Annotated in this window: 21 protein-coding genes; 9 read left to right on the forward strand and 12 right to left on the reverse strand. The window is 57.5% G+C overall.

Features of this window, described 5'->3' with window-relative positions; genetic code table 11:
- Positions 1-3 precede the first annotated feature (3 nt).
- The 3 genes from P2W41_RS18665 to trbB are packed head-to-tail and all read right to left on the reverse strand — an operon-like array spanning position 4 to position 1,634.
- Positions 4-303 carry a conjugal transfer protein TrbD gene (locus P2W41_RS18665; protein WP_009452543.1) on the reverse strand — a complete coding sequence of 100 codons (300 nt, stop codon included), beginning with the start codon at positions 301-303 and terminating at the stop codon, positions 4-6.
- On the reverse strand, positions 296-673 hold the full coding sequence (locus P2W41_RS18670) for a TrbC/VirB2 family protein (protein WP_009452544.1): 378 nt from the start codon (positions 671-673) through the stop codon (positions 296-298). The genes P2W41_RS18665 and P2W41_RS18670 overlap by 8 nt, the downstream gene beginning before the upstream one ends.
- On the reverse strand, positions 663-1,634 hold the full coding sequence (gene trbB / locus P2W41_RS18675; protein ID WP_223006670.1) for a P-type conjugative transfer ATPase TrbB: 972 nt from the start codon (positions 1,632-1,634) through the stop codon (positions 663-665). Before trbB ends, P2W41_RS18670 begins: the two co-directional genes overlap by 11 nt.
- Before the next feature lie 515 nt (positions 1,635-2,149).
- Here trbB and repA point away from each other — a divergent pair.
- The 3 genes from repA to repC all read left to right on the forward strand — a co-directional run bounded on the left by repA (position 2,150) and on the right by repC (position 5,927).
- Positions 2,150-3,346, forward strand: coding sequence for a plasmid partitioning protein RepA (gene repA, locus P2W41_RS18680; RefSeq protein WP_223006669.1), 1,197 nt, complete (start codon positions 2,150-2,152; stop codon positions 3,344-3,346).
- A gap of 78 nt (positions 3,347-3,424) precedes the next feature.
- On the forward strand, positions 3,425-4,420 hold the full coding sequence (repB, locus tag P2W41_RS18685) for a plasmid partitioning protein RepB (protein WP_223006668.1): 996 nt from the start codon (positions 3,425-3,427) through the stop codon (positions 4,418-4,420).
- Positions 4,421-4,610: 190 nt separating this feature from the next.
- The gene (repC, locus tag P2W41_RS18690; protein ID WP_223006667.1) at positions 4,611-5,927 is read left to right on the forward strand and encodes a plasmid replication protein RepC; all 1,317 of its coding nucleotides are present in this window, start codon (positions 4,611-4,613) and stop codon (positions 5,925-5,927) included.
- 369 nt (positions 5,928-6,296) lie between these two features.
- Here repC and P2W41_RS18695 read toward each other — a convergent pair whose 3' ends face one another.
- Positions 6,297-7,220 carry a recombinase family protein gene (locus P2W41_RS18695; protein WP_223006666.1) on the reverse strand — a complete coding sequence of 308 codons (924 nt, stop codon included), beginning with the start codon at positions 7,218-7,220 and terminating at the stop codon, positions 6,297-6,299.
- A gap of 282 nt (positions 7,221-7,502) precedes the next feature.
- Here P2W41_RS18695 and P2W41_RS18700 point away from each other — a divergent pair, with 282 nt between their 5' ends.
- Entirely contained in the window at positions 7,503-8,609 is a 1,107-nt protein-coding gene (locus P2W41_RS18700) for an RHE_PE00001 family protein (RefSeq protein ID WP_009452551.1), read from the forward strand.
- A 66-nt stretch (positions 8,610-8,675) separates the two neighbouring features.
- Here P2W41_RS18700 and P2W41_RS18705 read toward each other — a convergent pair whose 3' ends face one another.
- Genes P2W41_RS18705 through P2W41_RS18715 form a run of 3 tightly spaced genes read right to left on the reverse strand, consistent with a single transcriptional unit; the run spans position 8,676 to position 11,528 of the window.
- The gene (locus P2W41_RS18705; RefSeq protein WP_074896918.1) at positions 8,676-9,005 is read right to left on the reverse strand and encodes a DUF6527 family protein; all 330 of its coding nucleotides are present in this window, start codon (positions 9,003-9,005) and stop codon (positions 8,676-8,678) included.
- Complete coding sequence (locus P2W41_RS18710; RefSeq protein WP_009452552.1) at positions 9,002-10,390, reverse strand: ThiF family adenylyltransferase; 1,389 nt, start codon at positions 10,388-10,390, stop codon at positions 9,002-9,004. The genes P2W41_RS18705 and P2W41_RS18710 overlap by 4 nt, the downstream gene beginning before the upstream one ends.
- Positions 10,380-11,528 (reverse strand): multiubiquitin domain-containing protein, encoded by a 1,149-nt coding sequence (locus P2W41_RS18715; RefSeq protein ID WP_009452553.1) that lies wholly within the window; start codon positions 11,526-11,528, stop codon positions 10,380-10,382. The genes P2W41_RS18710 and P2W41_RS18715 overlap by 11 nt, the downstream gene beginning before the upstream one ends.
- A gap of 156 nt (positions 11,529-11,684) precedes the next feature.
- On the opposite strand from P2W41_RS18715, the gene P2W41_RS18720 reads away from it, so the two are divergent.
- From P2W41_RS18720 to P2W41_RS18735, 4 genes are read left to right on the forward strand one after another with little or no spacing between them, the layout of a single operon-like run.
- The gene (locus P2W41_RS18720) at positions 11,685-11,894 is read left to right on the forward strand and encodes a ribbon-helix-helix protein, CopG family (protein ID WP_009452554.1); all 210 of its coding nucleotides are present in this window, start codon (positions 11,685-11,687) and stop codon (positions 11,892-11,894) included.
- Between the two features lie 29 nt (positions 11,895-11,923).
- A complete protein-coding gene (locus P2W41_RS18725; protein WP_404935020.1) occupies positions 11,924-12,538 on the forward strand; it encodes a GNAT family N-acetyltransferase in 615 nt (204 codons plus the stop codon).
- Positions 12,535-13,011: a helix-turn-helix transcriptional regulator gene (locus P2W41_RS18730; protein WP_009452556.1), complete on the forward strand. Its 477-nt coding sequence runs from the start codon at positions 12,535-12,537 to the stop codon at positions 13,009-13,011. The genes P2W41_RS18725 and P2W41_RS18730 overlap by 4 nt, the downstream gene beginning before the upstream one ends.
- A 23-nt stretch (positions 13,012-13,034) precedes the next feature.
- Entirely contained in the window at positions 13,035-13,964 is a 930-nt protein-coding gene (locus P2W41_RS18735) for an ImmA/IrrE family metallo-endopeptidase (protein ID WP_009452557.1), read from the forward strand.
- 164 nt (positions 13,965-14,128) lie between these two features.
- Here P2W41_RS18735 and P2W41_RS18740 read toward each other — a convergent pair whose 3' ends face one another.
- The 4 genes from P2W41_RS18740 to P2W41_RS18755 form a co-directional block, all read right to left on the reverse strand.
- Positions 14,129-17,611, reverse strand: a complete 3,483-nt coding sequence (locus tag P2W41_RS18740) for an AAA family ATPase (RefSeq protein ID WP_223006665.1) — start codon at positions 17,609-17,611, stop codon at positions 14,129-14,131.
- Positions 17,611-18,882 carry a DNA repair exonuclease gene (locus tag P2W41_RS18745; protein WP_009452559.1) on the reverse strand — a complete coding sequence of 424 codons (1,272 nt, stop codon included), beginning with the start codon at positions 18,880-18,882 and terminating at the stop codon, positions 17,611-17,613. Before P2W41_RS18745 ends, P2W41_RS18740 begins: the two co-directional genes overlap by 1 nt.
- 127 nt (positions 18,883-19,009) lie before the next feature.
- A complete protein-coding gene (locus P2W41_RS18750; RefSeq protein ID WP_040673315.1) occupies positions 19,010-20,332 on the reverse strand; it encodes a type II toxin-antitoxin system HipA family toxin in 1,323 nt (440 codons plus the stop codon).
- 3 nt (positions 20,333-20,335) lie between these two features.
- Positions 20,336-20,692, reverse strand: a complete 357-nt coding sequence (locus tag P2W41_RS18755; protein WP_143088114.1) for a helix-turn-helix domain-containing protein — start codon at positions 20,690-20,692, stop codon at positions 20,336-20,338.
- A gap of 190 nt (positions 20,693-20,882) precedes the next feature.
- Here P2W41_RS18755 and P2W41_RS18760 point away from each other — a divergent pair, with 190 nt between their 5' ends.
- Positions 20,883-21,773, forward strand: coding sequence for a hypothetical protein (locus P2W41_RS18760; RefSeq protein WP_202802961.1), 891 nt, complete (start codon positions 20,883-20,885; stop codon positions 21,771-21,773).
- Positions 21,774-22,670: 897 nt separating this feature from the next.
- On the opposite strand, the gene P2W41_RS18765 is transcribed toward P2W41_RS18760, so the two are convergent.
- Positions 22,671-23,975, reverse strand: a complete 1,305-nt coding sequence (locus tag P2W41_RS18765; protein ID WP_009452563.1) for an APC family permease — start codon at positions 23,973-23,975, stop codon at positions 22,671-22,673.
- Positions 23,976-24,007: the final 32 nt, after the last annotated feature.

Raw genomic sequence — 24,007 nt, forward strand, 5'->3', positions numbered from 1 at the left:
CAGTCAGGGCCTCCGCCATGGTGAGGCGGTCGGACGGTAGCCCGCGCGGTAGCGAATATGGCGCAGATAGACCTGCCGCATCATCGGATCGGCTTTGGCCATCATGCGAAGCGCAGCCAACACGGCGGTCCAGATAGCGATCCCGAGCAGCACGGAAAACCACGTCAGGACCACGAAGATCAGGATCACCGCGGCAAGACCGGTCAGCAACACCAGCTCCCGATCGGCCCCCATCAAATGGTTCGGGCGCGAAAGCGCCCGATGGATGCGGGATCGTGTGAGAGCAACGCCTGGCTCAGCCATCGCTCCCCTCCCCTGCCCCGGCCGGCGGCGCCTCGTCGGCCGGATAGCCGATCGAGGCGCCGCTCGCGCCGAATAGGCCAACGATCTGCGTGGCGCCGAGGAGGATGCCGGCGACCAACACGACATACATCAGCCGGCGCGCGAAATCGTTGAGCTCTCCGCCAAAGATGAGCATGCCGCCTGCGACCGCAACGGCGGCCAGCGCGATGAAGCCCGCAACCGGACCGGTGATGGACTGCTGTATCTGTTGAAGCGGCCCTTCCCAGGGCAGACCGCCGCCACTTGAGGCGAGCGCTGGCGTGGCAAGCGCGACAAGCAAGAGCGTTGCCGCGACCGGGACGGCGGCCAGAGCGCGGGTGTTATGCGGCATGACTTTCCTCGTCGATCTGGGGATGGTGATCGGTTGCGTAGCGCGCGCCGTCGAAGGCCGTGACACGCATGACATCACGCACCCGCCGCCCGTGGCCGGCACGTTCGATCGAGACGACAAGGTCGACGGCTTCGCCGATGACCTCGCGCATCGGCTGCTGGCTGACCTCCGCGGTCAATTGCTCGAGGCGGCGAAGCGCGGAGACGGCGCTGTCGGCGTGAATGGTCGTCACGCCACCCGGATGGCCGGTATTCCATGCCTTGAGCAGGGTGAGCGCGGCACCGTCGCGGACTTCGCCGACGATGATCCGATCCGGCCTCAGTCGCATCGTGCTCTTCAACAGCCGGGCCATGTCCACTGTGTCGCTGGTATGAAGGGCAACCGCGTTCTCGGCGGCACACTGGATCTCCGCGGTGTCCTCCAGGATGACCAGACGGTCATCGGGCGACAGGGAGACGATCTCCGCAATCACGGCGTTGGCCAAAGTCGTCTTGCCCGACCCAGTGCCGCCGCTGATCACGATGTTCATGCGCGAGGCAACGGCGCTTCGTAGCACCGTAGCTTGACGGTGGGTCATGATCCCGGCGCCCACATATTCCTCCAGCGGGATGAGCCGGGATGCCCGCCTTCGAATGGTGAATGTGGGCGCAGCGACGATCGGTGGCAGCAGTCCCTCGAAGCGGTGCCCTCCGATGGGGAGTTCGCCCGAGATGATCGGCTGGCTCGCATCCACTTCGGTCTGCAACGCATGGGCCACGCTGCCGATAATGATTTCGGCGGCGCCGGGCGCGAGCTCACCAATGGACTCGATCCCCTGCCCCAGCCGTTCAACGAACAGCCGGCCGTCCGGATTGAGCATGATCTCGACGACCAGCGGATCGTCGAGCGCCTGGCAGATTGCCTCTCCGAGTGCGTCCGTCAGTTTGCGCACGAGCCGCGAATGGGAAGGAGTCGAACTCATGGCTCGCTCCTTCCCGAGATTGTCAGGTCACTTTCGCTACGGCCATTCATTGCCGACATTGCATCCACCGCCACTACTCCTGTGCGAGATGCAGTTCTTGCCCGAAGGACCAGAATTGATCACCCCGGCAGAAGTGCCGGGGTGGTTCCCTGATTTGCCCTGGATACCTTCTTGGCAGGGGCGTTGATGCGACTCACTTTTGCTGAGTCGGGTTCAGAATCGGCAGAGTTCCGCCAATTTCGGATCAGTGACGAGGCTCAGCCGGTGCCATCGCTGTCTCCCCCGTCAAAACTGCCAGTATAAAATCTTGGGCCAAATGCGCGGAGGGTGCGGCGTAAGTGACAGAAAAAACGACAAGAAATGGCTCAGAGCCGAAATGTGACGCTCTCTCGGCGCGACTCGTATTAGGGTTTCATTAACCAAAAACCGCTTGCACCCGAACCAGAATCGCCCATAGTAATAACGCTTTCCCGTGCGTTGTTTTGGAAAAAGCGTTATTTCAAGGAGAGAGCTCGGTGGTGCCGGTCATAGAGCAACAAGAGTTGGATTTCGACGAAGAGATCATCCAGCAGGGTGAGTTGATCTCTGACCGGTTGAACATGCTGCGTCTGGAGCAGTATCCGCCTGACGCGCAAAAGGGACTGCGATTGTTCTCGCTTGCCGAAGTGGCTGATTTTATCGGTGTAACACAAAACCACATCAAGAAGCTTCACCTCGACGGAAAGGGTCCTGTTCCGACGGTGTCATCCTCGGGCAGACGCTCTTACACGGCAGAGCAAATGCTGGAGCTTCGCCAGTATCTTGACAAACACGGCCGAAGCGACGTGAAAAACTATGTGCCGTGCCGTCGCGAGGGCGAGCACCTGCAGGTGATCTCTGTTGTCAACTTCAAGGGTGGTTCGGGCAAGACAACAACCACTGCCCATCTCGCTCAGTATCTTGCGCTTACGGGACACAGGGTCCTCGCCATTGACCTTGATCCACAAGCGTCGCTGACGGCACTTCACGGTATTCAGCCTGAGCTCGACAAAAATCCTTCCTTGTTCGAAGCACTGCGCTATGACGATCAGCAGCGCTCGATCAAGGACATAATCCAGCCCACAAACTTCCCGGGATTGGATATCGTTCCCGCGAATTTGGAACTCCAGGAGTACGAGTACGAAACGCCGTTGGCAGCCGCCAACTCGCATGAGGGCCGCCTGTTCTTTACGCGCATCTCGAAAGCCCTGAAGGAGGTCGACGACCAGTATGATGTGGTCGTGATCGATTGCCCCCCGCAGCTCGGCTATTTGACGCTGACCGCCTTAACCGCCTCCACTGCAGTGCTCATCACCGTGCATCCCCAGATGCTCGACATCATGAGCATGAGTCAATTCCTGCTGATGCTTGGCGGTATCCTGCAATCCATCAAAGGTGCCGGAGCCAAGGTCAATCTCGACTGGTTCCGATTTCTTGCGACGAGATACGAGGCGACGGATGGGCCCCAGTCGCAAATGGTTGGCTTCATGCAGGCTATGTTCAGCAAGAGAATGCTGAACAATCAAATGGTGAAGTCTACAGCCATCTCCGATGCCGGTATCACGAAGCAGACAGTCTACGAAGTCGAGCGCACTCAGTTTGTGCGGGCGACCTATGACCGGGCGGTCGAGTCGCTGAACGCTGTGAATAGCGAAATAACCGCTCTTGTTCACAAGGCTTGGGGTCGAAAATGACCGGGAATTTGACAGCCGTGCAAATCGCCAAAAAACAGAGGCAGTTCAACAAGATATCTTTGATTTCGGGTATGACGAATGGCTAGGAAGCATCTTCTCGCGAATATTGGCGTGCAGCCAGCAAAGTCAGCGGAAACCGCCGAGAAGGGGGAGTCGCGCGTCGAATACGCGCGTCGTGGTGCATCGCGTTCAATGATGCAGTCGCTGGATGACCTAGCAGAGAATTCGATGCGGGTCCTAGAAGGTGACGTGGTCGTTTCACTGGACCCTGAAACACTGGATCCCTCCCCTTATCAGGACCGAATTGGTGAGGATCCAGGCAAGGATCAGGAACTCCTCGAAGCCATCAAGGAAGCGGGCCAACATCAGCCCGTGCTGGTTCGGCCGCATCCCAAAGAAAGCAACCGTCATATCATTGTGTTTGGACATCGCAGGGTGCGCGTCGCCAAAAAACTTGGCCAGAAGGTCAAGGCGGTAATCAAGCCTCTCGAAGAGATTGCCCACGTGATTGCGCAGGGCCAGGAGAACTCTGCCAGAGACGACCTCAGTTTTATTGAAAAATCGCTCTACGCAAGACGGCTCCAAGAGTCCGGGATCGACAAAGGCACAATTAAGAGCGCTCTCACCATAGATGATACCTTGCTGTCCAGAATGCTCTCGGTAGCCGAAACGGTCCCTGCTCCTGTTCTCGAAGCTCTTGGCGCCGCCAAGGGTATCGGACGTGATCGCTGGGAAGAACTCAAGAAGATCGTACAGGTGCCCGCGAAATCTGCCCAGGCTCTGGAACTGGTTCAATCGGACGCGTTCACCGCCCTTGAGGAGGCCGATCGGTTTGGCTTCTTGCTTGAAAAGCTCAAGGTCTCGGGCGCAAGGAAGCCTAAGAAACAACCACCCACGGAAAGGGCCTGGAGCCTATCCAACGACGCCGTGAAGGTTTCAACCAAGGACAACGGAAAGGCTTTCACCTTAGCTTTGAAAGCCAAGGACGCCTCGCAGTTTGGCGCCTATCTCTCGAGGAGACTAGAGCGCCTCTATCAGGAATTTCAGGAAAACGGAGAGGAGGGCAGCGACTGAATCAACGGCCGGAACTCCGGCCAGAAGGAAATTTGGCAAAGAAAAAGGCCACCGAAATCGCTTCCGGAAGCCCTCTCTTGTTGTGGTGACTAGAGAATCGCACTTCCGAGAATCACAGTCAAGGCTCTTCTGAGTCGTGAGCGCCGATTCGGCGAGCAGTTTTCTATTGCCTAGCGATAGGTGAAGAAAAATGCAGACGCATACCCCAACGACGCCCTTTGGGCGGCGAACGATGTCGCTTGGCATGATGGCAAGCCAGGCTGCGGCAAAGACCGTGCCGGAAGGTGCGCAGGTCCAGAAATGGAAGGTGTTCCACACGATCCGGGAAGCGCGCGACCTGATCGGCGCCACGGACCGCTCGCTGGCCATTCTCAATGCCCTGCTCTCGTTCCATCCAGAAACGGAGCTCTCGGGCGACGGTGAACTGATTGTCTGGCCGTCGAACGAGCAACTCATGGCTCGTGCAAACGGCATGCCGGCGACAACGCTGCGGCGGCACCTGGCTGTCCTGGTCGACTGCGGACTGATCATTCGTCGCGATAGTCCGAACGGCAAACGCTTCGCCCGCAAGGGCAGGGGCGGGCAGGTCGAACAGGCCTACGGGTTCGATCTGGCCCCGATCGTCGCCCGTGCAGAGGAATTCGAGGAACTGGCGGACGCGGTTCGAGCCGAAAAGAATGCATTTCGGCTTGCCAAGGAACGCCTGACGCTACTGCGCCGCGACATCGTCAAGCTCATCGAGACCGGCATCGAGGAGAACGTTCCGGGCAATTGGGGCAGGGTACAGCAGACCTACCAGGCTATTGTCGGCCGCCTGCCGCGATCTGCCCCTAGGCAACTCATCGAGGACATCTGCTGCGATCTCCACGGTCTCTACACGGAGATCCTCGAGGTGTTGGAATCATTTGCAAAAACACAGAATCCGGACGCCAATGAGTCCCATTCTGGCCGCCACATACAGAATTCAAACCCAGACTCCATATCTGAATCTGAAGAAGGCTCTCGAAAAGAAGATGAAGCGGGCGGCAGCGCCGCGGAGAACGACAACCTGCGGAGCTTGCCGAAGCGGGAATTGCCCTTGGGGATCGTGCTTGATGCCTGCCCGGACGTGAAAGATTTGGTGCCAGGGGGTGAGATTCGCCACTGGCGGGACTTTCTGGCGGCCGCGGAGGTGGCCCGGCCACTGCTTGGGGTCAGCCCCAGCGCCTGGCGAGAAGCGGGCGAGGCAATGGGGGAGGTGCAGGCTGCGATTACGCTCGCGGCGATCCTGCAGCGCTCCGACCAGATCAACAGCGCCGGCGGTTATCTGCGCAGCCTGACGGACAAGGCAAGGGAGGGCAAATTCTCCACATGGCCGATGGTTATGGCGCTTTTGCGCGCCAAGCTGGACGCCAGCAGGTCTTCCGCCGCGAAGGCTCCAGAGCCGCAAAGCGACGGGAACAAGGCGGGCGAGCGTTTGGAAGTCTCGGACGCGCTGCTGCGATCGCTGGAACGCCCGAGACGGTGAGGGTACCTCGATGAGCCGAACTGCCTCGTTTCCCCCGGCCACCTTTTGGCGGAAACATTGTGCTCAGTCGCCGTCGACAAGCTCGTCGAATGCCTCGAGCAGTGCGTCGACGATCGCTTGGCCAAGAGCGTTTGCGGTTTCACCGATCCGTCGTTCGCCTTCGTTCCGGACCGCTGTAGCGAGTTCCGAACCTTGGTCCTCTAGGATCGATCAGGCCCGCGCGATCGCCCATTGCGCGAAGTCGTCCCGGCTGTTGACAGTCATCGTTTCCATTGCAGCGCTCTCCGGGTTTGTTGGCGTATGCTGGCGACGGTGGGCACCCGCGATCTGTACCGCGTTCGCGCCCCAACGTCATTCCGGCTTCCGTGCTCAGGCTGCCTCGAGCAGGCCGCTGCGCTTTGCCCGGTCGAGAAGATTCTTGACGGAGGAGGGCGCCCATCTCGTACCACCCCGCGGCGTGCGCTCATGAAGGCGCTCGAGCTGGTTTGCGATTTCTCGCAAGGTGAGCTCCGGATTGGAGGAATGGATGCCCGCCACAAGCGTCATCAGGCGATCCTCGGGCGGTCGAGGCGGTGACTTCCTCAGGAGCGACTTGTCGGCCATGCCTTCGCTGACCATCCATCTTACCGCACGCCGCAGGCGCTCCGGGGTCCAATCGAAGCCGCGTTGCTTCAGCACGCGCGAGATATCGTCCCAGGTGTGGTCCGGGCGCATGCGCCGAACGATCGGAAGCCATTGATTGGCAGTGGACTGGATGCGCGCGCCGTAGGCCGCCTTCTGAGCAGCCGTCATCCTGGCCAGTGCCTCCGGCCTGCGTTCGCGAATACCGGGATTGCCTGGTAGTCGGCCTTTTGCCTTGGCAGCTTTGACGCCTGCCTTCGTCCGCTCCGAGTTGAGAGCCCGTTCCAGCTGGGCGACGGCGCCAAGGACCTGCAGCGAAAACATGCCCTGCGGCGTCGTGGTATCGATGGGATCGCTCAACGAGCGGAAATAGGCGCCTTTGGACGTCAGCTCCTCGATGACATTGAGCAGGTGGCTCACCGAGCGCGCCAGGCGGTCGAGGCGAACCACAACAAGGGTGTCGCCGGCGCCGATCTCGCGAACAAGCCGGGCGAGGGCGGGGCGGGTCCGCGAGGCGCCAGACCCATGCTCCTGGATGATAGTATCGCATCCGGCCGACCTCAGCTCCATCTCCTGCGCTTCCGTCGCCTGCTCGTCCGTGGAGACGCGCGCATAGCCGATAAGCCGGCCCTGTGGCCGACGGGAAGAGGGATTGGGCGGTGTTTTGGCCATTTGGAGCGCCTGATTGCAGTGTTGAAGGCGAGTTTACAAACATAGAAGATACGGATAACCGATCGTTTGTAAACGTCTCCTGAGTGCCTTTCTGACACTTGGAAGTGCGAAAAACCCCGGAAAAACAAGCTCTCTCGTCGATCTGAGCACGGATTGCCAGGTCTCTGTTCAATCCCGGAGGCCGCAGCGCTCATTATATATAGAGGGGCTGAAGAATTACTGGTGTGACGGAAGCGAAAAGCATGTTAGCTTCCGTAGTGAAATCGAAGCATCGTTATATCAATGACTTATGAAATCGGGAAATTGACCCATGAGACCCTCTTGGGGCCGATTGCGGCCGCAGAGGACGCGCTTGCCCGGCTTGATGAGCGCGTTGCCCGATCCGAAGTCGGTGCCGGCTTCGCCGAGCGGGCAGATTTCTTCGATTCCGTCTCCAGTATGTGGGTCGGCGGCGAACTCGTCCATCTCGAGGATCTGGTTCTCCACGACGCACAGATGGACATTCGCGCGCCGAGCCATGAGCTCGTCATTGCGCACCGCATCGTCCGGGCCCGGCGCCGCGTGTCACGAAACGATCCCGGCTGGGCAGTTTCGCGATCGGGCATACTGGCGCTTGCCGGTGTTGCCGAAGAGCCACCGCTCGAGAGCGAACCGTCCGACAGGGGAGGGGAGGGGGTCGAACTCGACTTGGTCGATCACGATGCACTGTCGCCCGAGCTGGCCGAGATCGATGAGGTCCTCGCTCGCACGAAATGGCTGGTCGATGGCAATGACCCCGCAGAGACAAGGAAGCAGGAGCCCGAGCTCAGTGTCGGCGAGCTGCTCATTCGCGATCCGGATTGGGACGAAGGCGAACGGATCGGCGAGTGGCTCGAGCTGGCCAAGCAGGTTGAACGGCTTCCAGCCACATTGGCGGCGGCCGTTCTCTGGGATGCATGGGAACATCTCGAACCCCTGCAGCGTCAGCACTGGCTCGGTCAGGTGCTTGTTTCGGGCTTCCTGAGAACTCGCAGAAAGGTCCGATCGCACCTGTTGGCGTATGCCGTGGGCTTGCGGGAAATTCCGCGTGAACGACGCCGCGCCCGTGATCGGACTGTACGATTGGTCGCCTTCCTAGATGCGATGAGTGCGGCCGCCGCAGCTGGAATGAAGGACATCGACCGACTGACTTTGGCAAAACGCCAACTCGAGCGGAAGGCAGCGGGCAAACGCACAACAAGTAGTCTTCCAGTTGCCATCGATCTTCTATTGTCGCGACCCATCGTGTCGGCACACATGGTCGCGAAGGTGGCAAGGATCACGCCGCGCGGCGCCCGGAATTTGGTCGAAGAACTAAGTGTTCGCGAGATGACCGGGAGGGGGCGTTATCGAGCTTGGGGGATCCTGTAACCGTCTTGTTCAGTCAACCCCGTTTGCGGCCTGCAGGCGATGTCGCGGGAAAGTGCTCTGTTCGGGCTAACACCATTTAATCCGGCCGTCGCGAAGCCAAAAATGGCTGCGGCAACCGGTCTTCCTCCAAATACTAGGATGCAATGTGGGGTATCCACTTGCTTCCAATCTCACGGACCACCTTGGTCTAGCCTCCGGGATCAATAGCAGCTCGAGGCGATCGCCACATCCGCACGGACATCTAAGTGCAACTGCCCAGTCATCACCATCGTCACGAGCGAGGAAGATATCTCGTGTTCGGATGATGTCCGGTGGGGTGTCGGCGTCCACGACAATCATTTTTCGGGCGGGGGCAACCTTTGCCCAAAGCTTCAGGAACCAAAGTGGCAGTTTCATGCGGCTTCGTCCTGTAGTTCCGCAAGAGAAGGCATCCCGAGCAGAGGTTCAGCGAGTCCTCTGCCGAGCAGTGGCTTTGGACTGTGTTCGAACGCGCTTTCGGGGAAGTAGTCTTCGTCCATGGCGGCGAGCGAAAACAGGGTACGCGCATACGGCCAGTTTCCGTCGAGACGGAACTTGAACAACCTCGAAAGCCATTCGTTTACAGCTGCACTTGCAGCACGCATGTTGAGACTGATCACTGAGGGGGCCTCGTCGGGAATACCTTTTAAATAACCCTCTTTGAGCTGATCCTCTGCCTCCTCGGGTGCATGTCGAAGGAGATACTCCCGGCGTAGCGCTTCAGGTGTTACCACGCGCCGGTCTTGCAGGGACGGACCACCCGGCCTCACAAAGTCGATTCGGCCGCAAACATCTGCAATGAGACGGCCTCCTTCCGATGCAAGTCTTGTTGGTATCGTCACCCCCACATCTATCAGGGGTACCAGAGCGCACTGGGCGATGTGATCGCAAAATAGCCGGCCTTCGGAACTGTCGACACAGCAGAACATGACGTCGGCGGTGCTGGCGGCTACAATGGCACCCGGCTCGCTGATGGGCCGGTCGATCTCAATGATCTCAATATCGCTTCGATAGGTGCGGATCGCCTTGGCCATCATTGTTACCTTCAGCGTCTTCGCCAGAGCGTCGTCGGCGGTCGAGTTGACGATCCGATTGAGATTCTTGCCTTCAACGATATCGAAATCGATCAAAATCAGCCGACCTATTCCAAGTCGGGCAAGTATCTCCGCAACAATGGATCCGGTGCCGGAAACGCCGATAACGCAAGCGGTTCGGCGCGAAAGGCATGCCCGCATAGCATCGGAGAAGGCAAGCACTGGCTGCAGGCCAACTGGCGAGAGTTCTGTAATGTCTTCGCCTACGAGCGTTGTAGTCAGGCGCAAAGGCCTCGCGCCAGGACGGGTGTACAGCCGAGCGCAAATGGCTCCGTCAGGAGTCATCGTCGCGCTGCCGTGCGGCCCGTCCGGCAAGGCTTGAAAAAGAGCAGTAATGGTCCTTTCGTCACTTTGATTGTCCACCTCTGAGAAACCGTAGAACCCACCGGGGTGAGAATGTATGAGGAAAACCGAGTCGCCGGTCGCTTCCGCCCGATCTATGGCTTCTTCGATGCGGCGACCTGGCCAGCTAATCTGTACATTGCTGCGATTGCTGCATTCGGCATACGGCACCAGAATTAGATCCCGGACGCAAAAGCGATACCTCGTCGAACCCGCGCGTCCACAAATGAGGATCGCCGCCGCTTCAAGCCCGTCGCCCGAAAATAGGTGGGTACGTAGGGCATCAAACTGTGGCTCCAACAGAACAAGGGTCGGCTCAGATCTCATCGCCAACTTCCCGGAGCAGAGACTCCTCAATCACTGCCAAATGCGTCACGACACTGTCGGTTTGAGGATTCCAGCGAGTTTTTCCATTCAGATGCCGGGACCAGCGCTGATAGCTCACTCCCTCGATAGTCTTGGTAGACTCGGTTTTGGATATGGATGCGCCGCTTGCAAGTCTCAGGTGTGGGGCGCAGTAGAACATGTCAATTGCGGCGCTGGGGTAGGTGGCTGGGATGTCGATGGCGATATCGACCGACGAATGGTTGAAGCCCGCAGGTAGTCCCATCGAGCGGATGATCAGCCAGCGCCTTCCACCTTCGATGATTGAATCCCAAATCAGGGCACGCTTTGCCAGATAAGCTTCGTCCTTTTTCAGCAGTCGGAATTGACGGCGAAGGCCACTCGGGCCCTCGCCATTGTTGATCTCCGCAGGGGTAAGGCGGAGCTTCTCGATACCGGGCGTACTGAGATCGATAGTATCGGTGAGTGCCACCTGCTGTTTCGGCTGTCCTACCTTCTTGAGGATCGCGATCCATCCGGCGTCCGGGTCGAAGCCGGCTTGCGCCAGTGCGTCCTTAACGACGACCGAAGGGGTCATCAGAGTGATAATGACGCCCTGAACGTTCAGCTTCCAGCTGCGCGGTTTTGAATACAGCTTCTCCAATTCACGGCCGCCCAGGTCGATGGAAGCGCCTGGAGCAATTTCCTCGTCCGGTTCGTCTGACCGCTCAAGGAAGAGTGCCTTGGTCTCTGGGATGCGCCCGATCAGCCGCACGAGATCTTCGGAGATCCTGCGCGCACCCCAAGCGTATCTTTTGCCGTCGATCGACCAGTTCCAGATGCGGTCGGTCTTGAAAGCGAAGAAGCGCTCGGCTCCGCTGGCGCGGATGTCGATCGTCTCGGTGAGGTCGACAACGATCAGGCCGTCGTCCCTTGTCAGCATGAGCAGGACGTAGTCCTCAGCCGGGTTGCGTTCGAAAAGCTCCAGTACCTGCCGCCCAGTCGGCATGGGATCGCTGAGAATACGCTTTTCGTCGAAGCCGTCGCCGTCCCACAGACGGACACGATAGTGATTTGACTCGGGAATTGGCTGGCTACGGGTGCCGGCCGCGTACTGTTCGAGATCGATTGCGTCAGACATAGCGTCATCCTTCTTTGGTTCGTTGCAGACCGTTTTGGCCGCCGTGGTACAGATATAGTAGCCAAAAAGTAGCTATACAATAGCTAATAGATATATTTTTTATGTTGACTATTCAGCCAGAATTGCTATGTGAAGGGCTGTCAGGAGGTGATGCGTATGGCAAAGAAGACAATGACTCTGAATCTCTCCGACGAGGAGATGGAAGTGCTGGAGCGCCTTTGTGAAAAGAAGGATCTCAGCAAGACAGCCCTGATCCGTCAGTCGCTACGGCTCTATCAGCGGATCGAAGAGCGGCTCGAAAAAGGTGACAAGCTGTTTTTTGAGCACGAGGCCAGCAAGGAAAAGGCCGAGGTGATGATGCTATGACGTCAGATCGAAAACCTGACGTGACCCCCGTGGGCCTGTTCGATGTGGCGGGCAATCGAATGGTTGATGCGGAACTCTGGGACGCAATAGCGGAAAAGAACCTGGCTGATTGGGAAGCCGAGTGGATCCCGGAGCTTTTCAAGCTTCTGCAAGCGCTCAATCGCAAAGGGGTCGAGCGGCGATTTTGGCCACAAAGTCGCCACTGGGACTGGCGCGATAAGATGAAAGCGATTGAAGGCCGATTGGCGAACCAGTCGTTTTCGATCGTGTGTCAGGATATGACTCAGGCGATGATGACCACAGACGTGACAAAGCGGGCACAGATTGCCAGCCAGAAAAATGATCATCTCGTTTATGTTGACTTCCTGGAAGCGGCACCGTGGAACCGCCGCGAAATGACCCAGATGCCGCCGCGCTTTTCCGGAGCCGGCTCGATTCTTATCCTCGCCGCGATCGAGCAGAGTAAGATGGAGGGCTTCAGAGGCCGCATCGGATTGCATTCGCTTCCCCAAGCCAATGATTTCTACGCCAATAAGGTAGGCATGACGGATCTGGGGCAGGACGCGGCATATCAGAACCTTCGGTATTTCGAGATGACTCCCGAGCAGGCCGAAGCGTTCATAGAGAAAGGACGAAAGAAATGAAGATCGAAGTGACAAAGGACTGGTGCGAAGCCATGGCGCGGCAGGAAGCCGACGTCGAGGTCGGCGCTGGCCTTATCGCTGCTGATCCGATCTTCAATGGAGAAGCAGCACATGACACGACATTTGATGAATCGCGCATAGCGCTCGGTCGATTTGTTCATCTCATGCGGAGAAGGGATAAGCTTTCGTTGGAAGCATTGGCCGAACGCGCAGATGTAGACCTTGCCGAGCTGATGAGCATCGAGTTCGATGCCCATTATCTACCTGAGTCGCGGACGCTTTATCAGCTAGCGCATACCTTCAAGGTATCGCACAAAAAGCTGATGGGTTTGTCGGGACTGACCAAGCCCAAGGACGTTCAGTATGTCGAAGAGGCAGTGAGATATGCTGCTCGATCAGAGTCGATTGAGACGCTCAGCGCGGAGGAACAAGCCGCTTTGGAAGGGCTGATTTCCGTACTGAGTGAAAAGTAATGCCGTGAAAGGACTACGATACGGTGGCGAAGAACGAAATACTGCGGGCGAGAACGGCCGCGGATATCGATGAACGCGTTGAACGTGTCCTAAACGGCTTGGGCAATCCCGAACCGCCTCTCGATTTGCGGACGGTTCGGGAACTTCTCAAACTCGACCGCGGCTACTACTCGGCAAATGATCCGGGCCTCCTGCAAGAGACCGTTTCCAAACTGAGAATCGCTGGTAAGCAGGTGCTCCTGAGGCCAACTTTGCTCATTGAGGCAGTCCGGAAAATGGACATTCGTGCGCTATATATTCCAGATCAGAAGCGCATACTCATCGACAAATCACAGCCGAAGCTGAAGCACCGATGGAACGAGGCACACGAGATCGGGCATAGTGTCCTGCCTTGGCACGAAGGCGCAATGCTTGGCGATGATGAGTACACACTCATCCCTGCCTGCCATGCTCGACATGAAGCCGAAGCGAACTTCGCTGCTGCACGGTTGTTGTTTTTGCGAGAAAAGTTTGTCGAGGAAGCACAGGCTCATGAGGCCTGCATCGAATCGATGAAGAAGCTCAAGGAGCGTTTCGGGAACACCTATACAACAACACTGTGGCGCTGCGTGGAGGCGTGGGGAGCATCAGTCCCAGTTGTAGGGCTGGTTACCGGACATCCACACCCTGATCAACGAAAACCGGACTTCGATCCTGAGAACCCGTGTCGGCATTTCATCCAGTCGCCTGCATTTGCGCGGCAGTTCTCAACAGTTCCAGAAACGAGCGTCTTTGAGGAAGTAGTCGAGTATTGCTCTCCAAAAGGCGGGGGCCCCTTGGGCGAAAGCGACGTGCTATTGGTCGACGACAATGGAGACGGCCATATATTTGAGTTTGAGAGCTTCCATTTCTATCATCAAACGTTGACCATTGGCATATATCGGCGCCCCCGGAGAAATTTGGTTGCAGCATAATTTTTATCGATGATTGAGTTCAACTTCCCTGATCAGCGGAGATGTTGTCCAGCATATTCTAATAACGTTCGACTCCAAGAACAGGGCTATTTCAACTGGGTCAAACCGGACAGCCCGACCTATCCGCGGCTCCGGAACCGAACAGACGCATACGTTGGTGGCTCTTACGCAATCTCATGAATTCTTGCATTTGGCACGACTTGCACTGCAATCTCGCACAGGTGCCGGTGATGGGTGAGATATATCACCTGGCCCACCTGAGCCATCTGCCCGAATAGCCGAAAGACTTCCTCTGATCGCGGTTCGTCGAACGTTTCCATAATGTCATCAGCGACGAACGGTACAGAAGGCCTTGCTGCCGCGAATTCCTCGTATCCGGCTAATCGAAGAGCCAGGTACAGCTGAAACTGAGTGCCCTTGGACATTTCGACGGCGAGTTTGGAACCGCCTTGCCGCGACAGTCCGATCAACGCCTCACGATCCTTGTCCGGCCGTGTGGCAAGTCCGGAGTATTCATCACGCGTAATCAACCGGAAGGCTTCGGATGCCCGGTTCATCATCGCACTACGGTGTTTTTCCCGATATGCGCGGATACCGTGTTCAGCGACCAGGCTTCCGGTCTTCAGGCGTAGATATCGCAGCGCCAGATCCTCGATTTCCAGAAGTAATGTGCGGCGGTTTGCTTCGATGCGGGCGACAGCGTCATCGCCTCCGATCGCGTCCAATGCGTCAGTTGCGCGAGCCCTGTCAGCGAAGAGATCCTTTGCGCGTCCGTCGAGGTCGGCAAGGCGCGTATCGAGTTCAGCTTGTTCTGCCTGCAGTTCGCCGAGGTTGATATTGCGGAGGCCGGCTACCGCCTCCTCGATGAATTGCCTCTGCGTCTCCCCGAGAATCTGCCGCTCGAGTTTGCCGAGTTCCGTGATCAACTCGTCCCTTTTCTTGCAGCGCTCCAACGCCTGTCGGACATCGGCGAGCTCGTTGACCTGGAAGAATTCAGTCATCTCCTCCTTGCGGGAGTCATGCACCGCGACCTCTCCATCCAGATGCTCATACTCGAGTTTGAGATCGACAAGGGCCTGGTTTCGTTCCTGTCGTTTCGCGTCTGTCTGCCTGGCTTCTTCGTGCCGTCGGATTAGTTCCTTGGCTGCGGCGAGCGGATTGTTGCCATCGTACGCTTCTTCGAGCGCCGTATGCAGCCGCTCGACTGTATCAGCGAAGGCTGACTGATCGGATTCCATCGACGCAATGCGATGACTCAGGTCTTCCTGCGCGCGCAACGCCTCGGGGAGACCGGTCATCGCGTCGAGGAGTTCTCGTATCGCGCCGACACTGCTTTGGCGATCGGAAAACCAGGTGTTGGAGAGGGTGCTCCCCCAAGCACGCTGCCACTCTTCGAATGCGGCTACGGCTTCGTCCAATGCCGTTTTTCGCTGAGACGCTGCGGCTTGAAGCTCCGCGAGGCGTTTGTCCGCTTCGACGCGTCTGGTTCGGGTGGTAGCGTGTTCCGTGAGAATGTTGTCAGCTGCCTGCATCAATGCAGCCAAATCCAGTCCCTCGACATCGATCCCAAGCCTGATCAAGGATTCAGAGAGAAGACCCTTTTCCGTTTCTATAACTGACCTCGCTTCGTCAATGTCGCTCAGAGATCGACGGAGGTCATCATGTGCAACCAGTGCCGAGGTGCGGGCCTCGGCCCAGCTGCTGACTGTTTTTAGCCAGGCATACGTGGGTTTGTCCGCAGGCAGTTCGATCTCGGTTGGCGTCTCGGACCGGATTTCGCGGCGCAAGGCTTCCAGTTCACTGTCGGTCTCCTGCAGCAATTGATCTTGCTGCTCGAGGTGCGCCTTTGCGACCGACAATGCCGCTGACAGAGACCGCAACTCCTCGAGCTCTTTGAGACCGTTTAGTCGTATATCGACGATCGCATCGGCCGATCGCATTTCCCTTTCGAAACGATCAGCCGTTTCTCGATCCAAGCTGGACAAGTGGTGTGCCCACGCTTCGTCACGTTGAACTAGGGCAGCTTTCGCCTCCTCGTCATCCTTGATGGCCGATGCTTCGCGCAGGGAAGAGATCCTGACGGTGTCCTCATTGCACTTTGTTGAGAGCTCCCGCTTCCGCTCGCCGATTTGTGCGCGTCTCTTCTCGATCCCTTCAAAAATCAGTTTCCATGCGGCCAGTTGATCGGGTTGGGGCGGCGAGATCTTGCGTAGTTCCGTCCCCTCGCCAGCCCAGGGATGGAGGTTGTGGATAGCATTATCAAAGGCGCGTCTCTTCTCGGGAAGGGCTCGCTCCGCAAGGCGAAGTTCGGCAGCCAGATTTCCGTCGCGCAGGCGTTTCAGTACGGTTTGAAGCTGTGCGATCTTGCCCGCGTCGACCGCGACGCCTTGTCCGTCAAGCGCCTGTCGAGCGCGCTGCTCATCTTCCAGAGCCTGCCGGGCGGACGCTTCTTCCTTTTCGGCTGATTGGTGCGTGACATCGATGCCGGTTTTTTGGGTGATCAGATCACGAAGCGCTCCGATCGTGGAGGCTGAAACAAGAAGTGTCTTGGGGTCGTCGACATTGGATTGTCCCAAGGTCACGAGAATGAGATCGATCTTGCGGGTGCATTCAGCCAGCGCGTCGTTCCGTTTCGGGAGATCGTCTGCAGCCGTCGTGTAGCGTGCGGCGGCGTCTCCAAGCCGATCGAGATCATCTGCCATCTCGAGCAGACGGTCCTCGACGATCAACCCCGCGAGTTCGTCACGAAGCTTCTGCTCACGCTGTTTGAGGCCGATAGTCTGTGTTTGAAGCCGCGTCTCCTCGACGATGAGCTCGGGAAGAGCGGTCGCCCATTCCGCCGGAGGGTTTGGCATGTCCTTGTATTCTGACAGCTTCTCCTGCCCCTGAAGGTATTCGGTCGCCAAAGGGTAGGCGCGCAGGGTACGGATTATCTCCTCATGACGCACCTTGGCTGCCGCGATCTCCTTCATGGCAGCGTCATAAGCAGTCTGTGCTTGCTCAAGTGCTGCCGTCAGAGCCTTGTAAGAGGAGGCCTGCACATCGATTTCGTCGCGCTTTGATTTCAGCTCCGCAATCTGTCGCTTCAGACCTGCGATTGCGGTCGAACTCGCGCGCTTCCGGAAAATGCCGTCGGCTTCGGCCGCCGCGGTTTCGAGAATGGAATTGACGCCAGCCAGGCCTGCACTTGCCGAGAACAACAACTCGCCCAGATCGCCCTTGCTCTCCAGGATCGCGTTGCCTCCATCCTCGAGTGTCTGATCGTCGAGCGAAAACATCATGCGATAGGCGTCACGTGTCAGACCGGCGAGCGGGACGCTCAGAACCGCCTCGTTGACCGGCTGCCCGTTCGCATCCAGGAGGGAATTGCTGCGCTGCTTGACGCGCCTCAACTCGTGGGCCGATCCATCGAACTCCAGACAGGCGCCGATCTCCATGGCTTTGCCTTGATGAAGAAAGCTGTAGCGCGTGCGTTCCTCGATGCCGAACAGGAGATCGAGATAGGCGGAAAGCGCCGTCGATTTGCCGGCTTCGTTCAGGCCGTAGACGATATGCAGATCCGGTGTGTCGCTTTCATGCTCCCCGAAGTCGATTGAATAATCCGTGAACTTGCCGTAGCGGGTAAGATCGAGCCGGCGCAGGCGCATCAGTCGACCTCCGGAGCGTTGGCTTTGAGCCGAGCAAGCATGTCCTCGCTTCCTTCGGACAGCAGCTGATCGACCAGCGCCTCGAACTCGTCTTCGTTGTTGCCGCTGAAACCGCGCGCTTCCGGCGGCAGGTCATCGCGCAGTTCCTTGACGAGGTCCTGCACGATTTGTCGAACGCCATGCTGTTGAATGATGTCGCCTCGCATCAACTCGCCGAGTTCAAGGACTGGATCAGCGGTCGCGCTTCCAACCGGTTTGCTGACCGGCGCCGTTGTCGCCAAATCGATCTTTTCGACCCAGGTGTTGCCCAAGCTCTCTGCGCGCTGCTCGGTTTCAGCCAGCAGCAAATCGCGATCGCGTCGCAGCCGCCACGACAACGGGGTCGCACCTGTCAATCGAAGACGAGCCACAAGATGCTGAGATCGTGTTTGCTCGCGTGCTCCAGAAATCCCTGCCTCAATCAGATCGGCTGCCTCTCGCCAGGTCTCCGCCGATGACATGTCGACCGGGACGCGTTCGAACTGGGCGGTGCTTGTCGTGCGTTCTTCGATCCTGAGGCTTTGATCGTCACTGACCGTAACGAGGGTGACTGTCTTTTCCCCGGCTTCATTGATGTCCCGTCCCTGAGGCATTCCTGGCATGACCGCTACGCGATCGCCGGCGTATTCGGTCCGGACATGGACGTGTCCAAGTGCCCAATAATCGAATCCCCAGCCCTGGAGGTCGGATAGCTTGCAAGGCGCGTAAAGATCGTGCCCAGGAGCGCCCGCCAAGCTCGTATGCATGATCCCGATATTGACAGCATCCGGGGTAGGGCGGTGATACTTCTCAAGAAGGCTTTCCGGAGCCTGAGGCTTGGCGAAACTAAGGCCGTGAATAGAAAGTGCGAGCCCGTCCTTGGTGATGTCGACGCAATGAGCGCGCCCGCCGAATACTGTGACCGATGGCGGCAGGATCAGTTCCTGCGTTATGCGCGAAAGGGCATCGTGATTGCCTCGAATGATAAAGGTCGCGATGCCGGCTTCGTTGAGCCGCTGCATCTGGCTGGCCAGAAACCGGGCGGTTTTCATCGACGTCTGGTCGCCGTCATAGAGATCGCCGGCGATAATCAGCGCATCCACCTGTTCATCAATACACAGGTTGACGATCGTCACCAAAGCCTGCCGCGTGGCGTCTCCGATCAGCTCGGCGAGGCCGCGGCTACGCAGCGCCAACGAGCGCAACGGCGAGTCGAGATGAATATCGGCTGTGTGGATGAACCTGAATGACATCGCGGCATTCTGCCTATTTTGTGGTGAACGAGCAAAGGACATGTATTGGGTAAAGCTATATGAATTTTTAGCATGTTCACTAGGCCACGTCGGTTTGTGTAACTATTTAATTTCAAGTCATAAGAACTTAGCGAAACGATCGGTGGGCGTTTCCAATCCTTCGTGTTGTCTCGTCATCAACGCCGGCGTCCTGCGCATACTGCGGCCAGTTCGCAACAACCTCGCTGACATTGGAAATGAGTGTCTTTGCTTTGGCTGGCTTGATCGATGCGGTTTCCGCGAAGGCCAGCAGGTCGTCCACAGCGAAGCCGTCGCGTTTGCCGTTCAGGCTCATCTGATGTTGACCGGTCCAGTCGCCGCTCGGATTGTAGGAGTAGTTCACGTCGAATGCTGGCGACAACGTCCACTCGCCCGACTGATCCATCAGGAAAGCGATGTTTTTGACGTGATCATCCTGGTTTCTGGCGATGATGTTGAAAATTGCCCGGAGAAACTGCTGCTCAAGCGCAGGCGCGCCGAGACCGAGTTCGCGGATTGTCAGGATGGCCTGCTCATAGGAGTAGCCACGCGGATCGTTGAAGTCGTAATGCTGCAGGGCGCAAAGCGACTGCATGTGGAGCTTATGTGTCACGCCGTTCTCATCGACGGGTCTGTCAAAGCGCCGCGTCATGAAATGGCTGCGTCCACCCTCATGATGCAAACGGCATGGCGTCATTTCGATGCCCGCGGCCGTCGCCATCAGATAGTAGCCGTACTCGATCAAGCCGAACCCTTGCGGATCGGGTTCTTCCTTGTCGCGGTTATTGTCGATGCCATCGAATTTCATCAACCAGTGTTCGAAGCCGTCGCCAGCATCGATCTGGCCATGACGGAATTCGCCGGTGGTCTGGTTCCAGGCCAGGATAGCCTTGGCGCGCGCTCCTCCGGCCGATGTGCCAACTCTGAGAATATCGTCGATGGCGGCAATGTCGTTCTCGCCCTCGAGCACGCCCTCCAGACTGGCCTTCTCGTTCAGGACCAGATTGGCCAGGCGTACGAGGTTGGCGACCTCGACTTTTCGAGCCCTCCGGTTCGAGCCCATCAGCGCCGGCTTGAATTCAAGGGCGCCCATGCCTCGGGTTCCGACATAGCAAAGGCGCTCCACCGGATTGAAGCTTTCAGGTCTGCGGCCCTGTTCTGCCAGCCAAGCGTTGATCAGCCGATCGCCATATTTGTCGGGAAGAGCGTCCGCCAGCATTCCCGGTAGTCCTTTGAAGGTTGTCCGGGGCAGGGCAGGAAAGGAATAGGGGTCCGGACTCAAAGGCATGACCAACGGCGACAACTCTATCCCAGATTGGGCGAATTCGGGGTCATACTGGAAGACGGCAAACCCATCGTCCGGCAGCCACGAAACGGCCGCGACCTCTCGCCCCCAGAGATTGATTGATGCATCGGTTGAAGGTTCAGCCATGGTCTACTTCTTTGTGCCCCATTCCCATTGCTTGGTCTTCTTTGTTGGCTTGGTCGAACTCGATCGTTGACGCTCGACCCCCTTTGTCCGCACCCGCTCTATTGGCCTGACACGCGGATCGGGAACGAGGAGGTCGACGTTTTGCTGGATTTTCAGCGAAATCAGGACGCGGATGAGCGAGTCGAGTGTAGGATTATCTCCGGATTCAAGGCGTCTCAATGTGCGCTCGGAAATGCCTGCGTCCTGGGCGAGCTCGGCCTGCGTAATGTTTCGGGAGAGACGCAGCCGCTCGAGCTTTTCGCCGATGTCCCGCGAAATTGTTTCTGGTGTTTTCACGCCCATGTATCTATTATCGGCCATATATGACCTCACAACCCGATTTCGCCGCGTTTACAGGCCATATATGGCCGTCTGCTATGCGCCAGTGAAAATCCTTCAATCGGTCATATAAGGCCGATTATGTTTAAAATCAATCATTATCGGCCGTAAATGGCCGATTAAAATGAGTTGGAGATTATCCCCTTACGGCTTTCGAGGATTGGACAGCGTCTTGAGCAACAAAAGAGCAAAGGGTCCCGACATTGGATTGCATCAAGCCAAACGGCTCTGTCAGTTACCCCAGCAGCAACGCTTAGACTTCATCGCAGAAGGCTTGCCCATCATCCTGGACAGCGCACAGGGCTTTTGGGCCGCGTCGCAGAAGCTGGAAGATCTCCCGCGCGAAGCCAAGGTCCTTGAAGGGTTCGCCGAAGAGGAGGCTGCGAAGATCCTCATTCTCATGGATGCGGTGCGGTGTCCGCCCAAACTGATATCCTCAAAGCTCAACCGTATCATCGGATGGTTCTACGACCATCTTGCGCGCCTCATCTACGCCGATGCGGTTAGCTGGAAACCGATGGACCTCGCTCAATTGCGCGAATACGTCGACCACCAGCGCCGCGGACACTACGTCGAAGGATATGCGGGCGAATACATCATGCCCAATTGGGCAGTCTACGAGCGCGAAAGCGGTCTCTACGCTGATGTTGAAGCCTACCAGGATGATACCCTTCTTTGGAGTGAGCCCCGTCGATCCGGGCACGATCGCTCGATATTCCCCTCAATGACGCCCGGCGCGCTGCGAGTGGCGGAGGCCATGCAGCACCTCGGCATCTTCACTTCGAAAGGCCTGAAGGCAACTTCGGAAATTTGGGGTTCACTTGAGTACCGGGAAAGCGAGGATCACCACGATGGAAGGGTTCTTACCGAAAAGCTCCTGACCAGATTGGAGAAAGAGAAGCTTATCCGCGACACCGCGGAGGACCGGCATGTCGGAACGCTCTACAACGATTGGCAGATCCCGATGTACAATCTCGACTTCTCAATCATTCCGGTGACCCTCGAAGAGCTGCAGGCCGAACAGGAGAGAGAGTATTGGGCAATGGTTGGTGATCCGCGGTAGGCATGATGGATCGGCTCACGCTCAACTATGTCTGGAATCAGAAAGTGACCCCGGTTGTCTTGCGACGCACCGGAAAGGGAGAGCGTCTGCGGGTGAGATTGCCATTTGCTGAGACGAATCGGCAATGGCTGCAGAACGGTCGAAGGACCCAACCCGAATGGATCGGTGGTAGGCACGCTTATTGGGAACTGCCTAAAGCGTGGTTCAATGATTTCGTAGATCGGGCCCTGGAGCGTTTTGGCAAGGTCTACATTATCCAGCCTTACCGAGAACAGGAAATATGCGCGCGCGCCTGCCAAGAGGCCCGCGGTCATGAGTGTCAATGTTCGTGCATGGGAGCGAATCATGGAGCCGGCAACGACGGCAGCTGGTTCGAAGTCTCCGAGACCTTTTCGACGCGTTGGGGTGACAGAGAGCTCGCCTGCCGCCTACTGACCGCACGCTAGGACGCTACTGACCAAAGTTTCGATATAAATTTTGGTCAGTCCGTTGCCGTGGTCTTGTCGCTTCTTTGTCGTAGCAGGCCCCGATACTCAAACATCCGCGAAGGTGCCATTGTGGCTGAACGACGTCATCAAACGAAATACTCTCCCTGCGTCGATCAGACCGAGGACGAGATTGGAGCCTACTATCGCGCTGCCAAAGAGAAGGACAGAGCCGTCGTTCGACAAACGCAGGGCCACATGTTGATCTACAAATTAACCGAAATCGAAGGGATCAACCCGTCGCGTGGCCGGGTGTATCAGTTCCTCAGGTATTTCACCAACGCCGCTATAGCCAAAACCAGCAAAACGAGGACAAGCAACATCACCAGTCCGCCGCCAAAAAAGCCCATTTCTCCACCGTACATCATAGCTCTCCTCCGTTGTTTTCATTTAACGGTCTGGGGGTGATTGGTCATCGCTCGTGGCTCGTGATCTTTCGATTCGACAGGAACCAGTACTCAAAAGCGAACACAGCGATAGTGGCCACCGCGGCAGTCACGACGATGGCCATATCTGTGCGGATCTTCATAACCACAAAGACAGCCAATACGATTGTGTCCAGGGATATTGCCGAAAGCAGAATGCTTCCGCGCGCTCCGATGTCATGGCGCAGGTTTCGGAAAACACCCCAATGAATGACGATGTCCATCACCAGATAGAAGAACACACCGAGAGACGCGATCCTGCTCAGGTCGAAGAAGATCGTAAGGAGTGCCGCTACGACGACCGTGTAGACCAGCGTATGTTTCTGAATTCTCCCGGCCATACCGAAATGGCTGTGCGGGATCAGCTTCATGTTCGTAAGCATTGCGAGCATGCGTGATACAGCGAACACGCTTGCGAGCAGCCCCGATGCCGTGGCAACGATGGCAAGCACGATTGTGAGATAAAAGCCCGCTTGGCCGAGCGCCGGTTTGGCTGCCTGAGCGAGTGAGTAGTCCTTTGCCTGAATGATTTCCGGGATCGTCAGGTTGGATCCGACCGCGAATGCCACCAGCAAATAGACGACGACGCATATCGATACCGAGATAACAATCGCCCGGCCGACATTGCGGTGCGGGTCGACGATCTCGGCGCCGCTATTGGTTATCGTCGTAAACCCCTTGAAGGCGAGAATTGATAACGCGACCGACGCAACAAACCCCGCTAGAGGATAGTCGACTTCCGATTTCGACGGTTCAAATTGCAGACCGCTGGCCCAGAGCGCAGCAATCCCGAACAGGGCGATACCCCCTATTTTCAGGAGGGCCATGATCAATGAAAAAAGGCCGATCGAGCGGTTCCCGGATATGTTGACCAGAAACGCGAACACTATCAGTCCGACGCCCAAAACCGGCACGAGCAATTTTGTGTTTTCAGTCCCAAACAGCTGAAGCGTGTAAGTCCCGAATGTGCGGGCCACCAAGCTCTCGTTGATCACCATCGAAAAAGCCATCAGCAAAGACGCGCTGGCGGCTACAACGCCGGGACCGTAAGCCTTTTCAAGGATCATCGCGATACCGCCGGCAGACGGATAAGCGTTCGACATCTTGATGTAACTGTATGCGCTGAAAAACGTTACGACCGCGCCGACGAGGAACGACAAAGGAAACCAGGTGCCCGCCAGTTCAGCGATCTGACCGGTCAACGCGAAGATACCGGCACCGATCATCACTCCGGTCCCCATCGAGACTGCGCCAGTCAGCGATATGCTGTTTTTCTGATAGTCCGTCGTCACGCCGCAATCCTTGCTTTCATCCTGATTGCGTC

Source organism: Nitratireductor sp. L15S-10, from assembly GCF_045011005.1.
In the GTDB taxonomy this organism is placed as follows: domain Bacteria; phylum Pseudomonadota; class Alphaproteobacteria; order Rhizobiales; family Rhizobiaceae; genus Nitratireductor.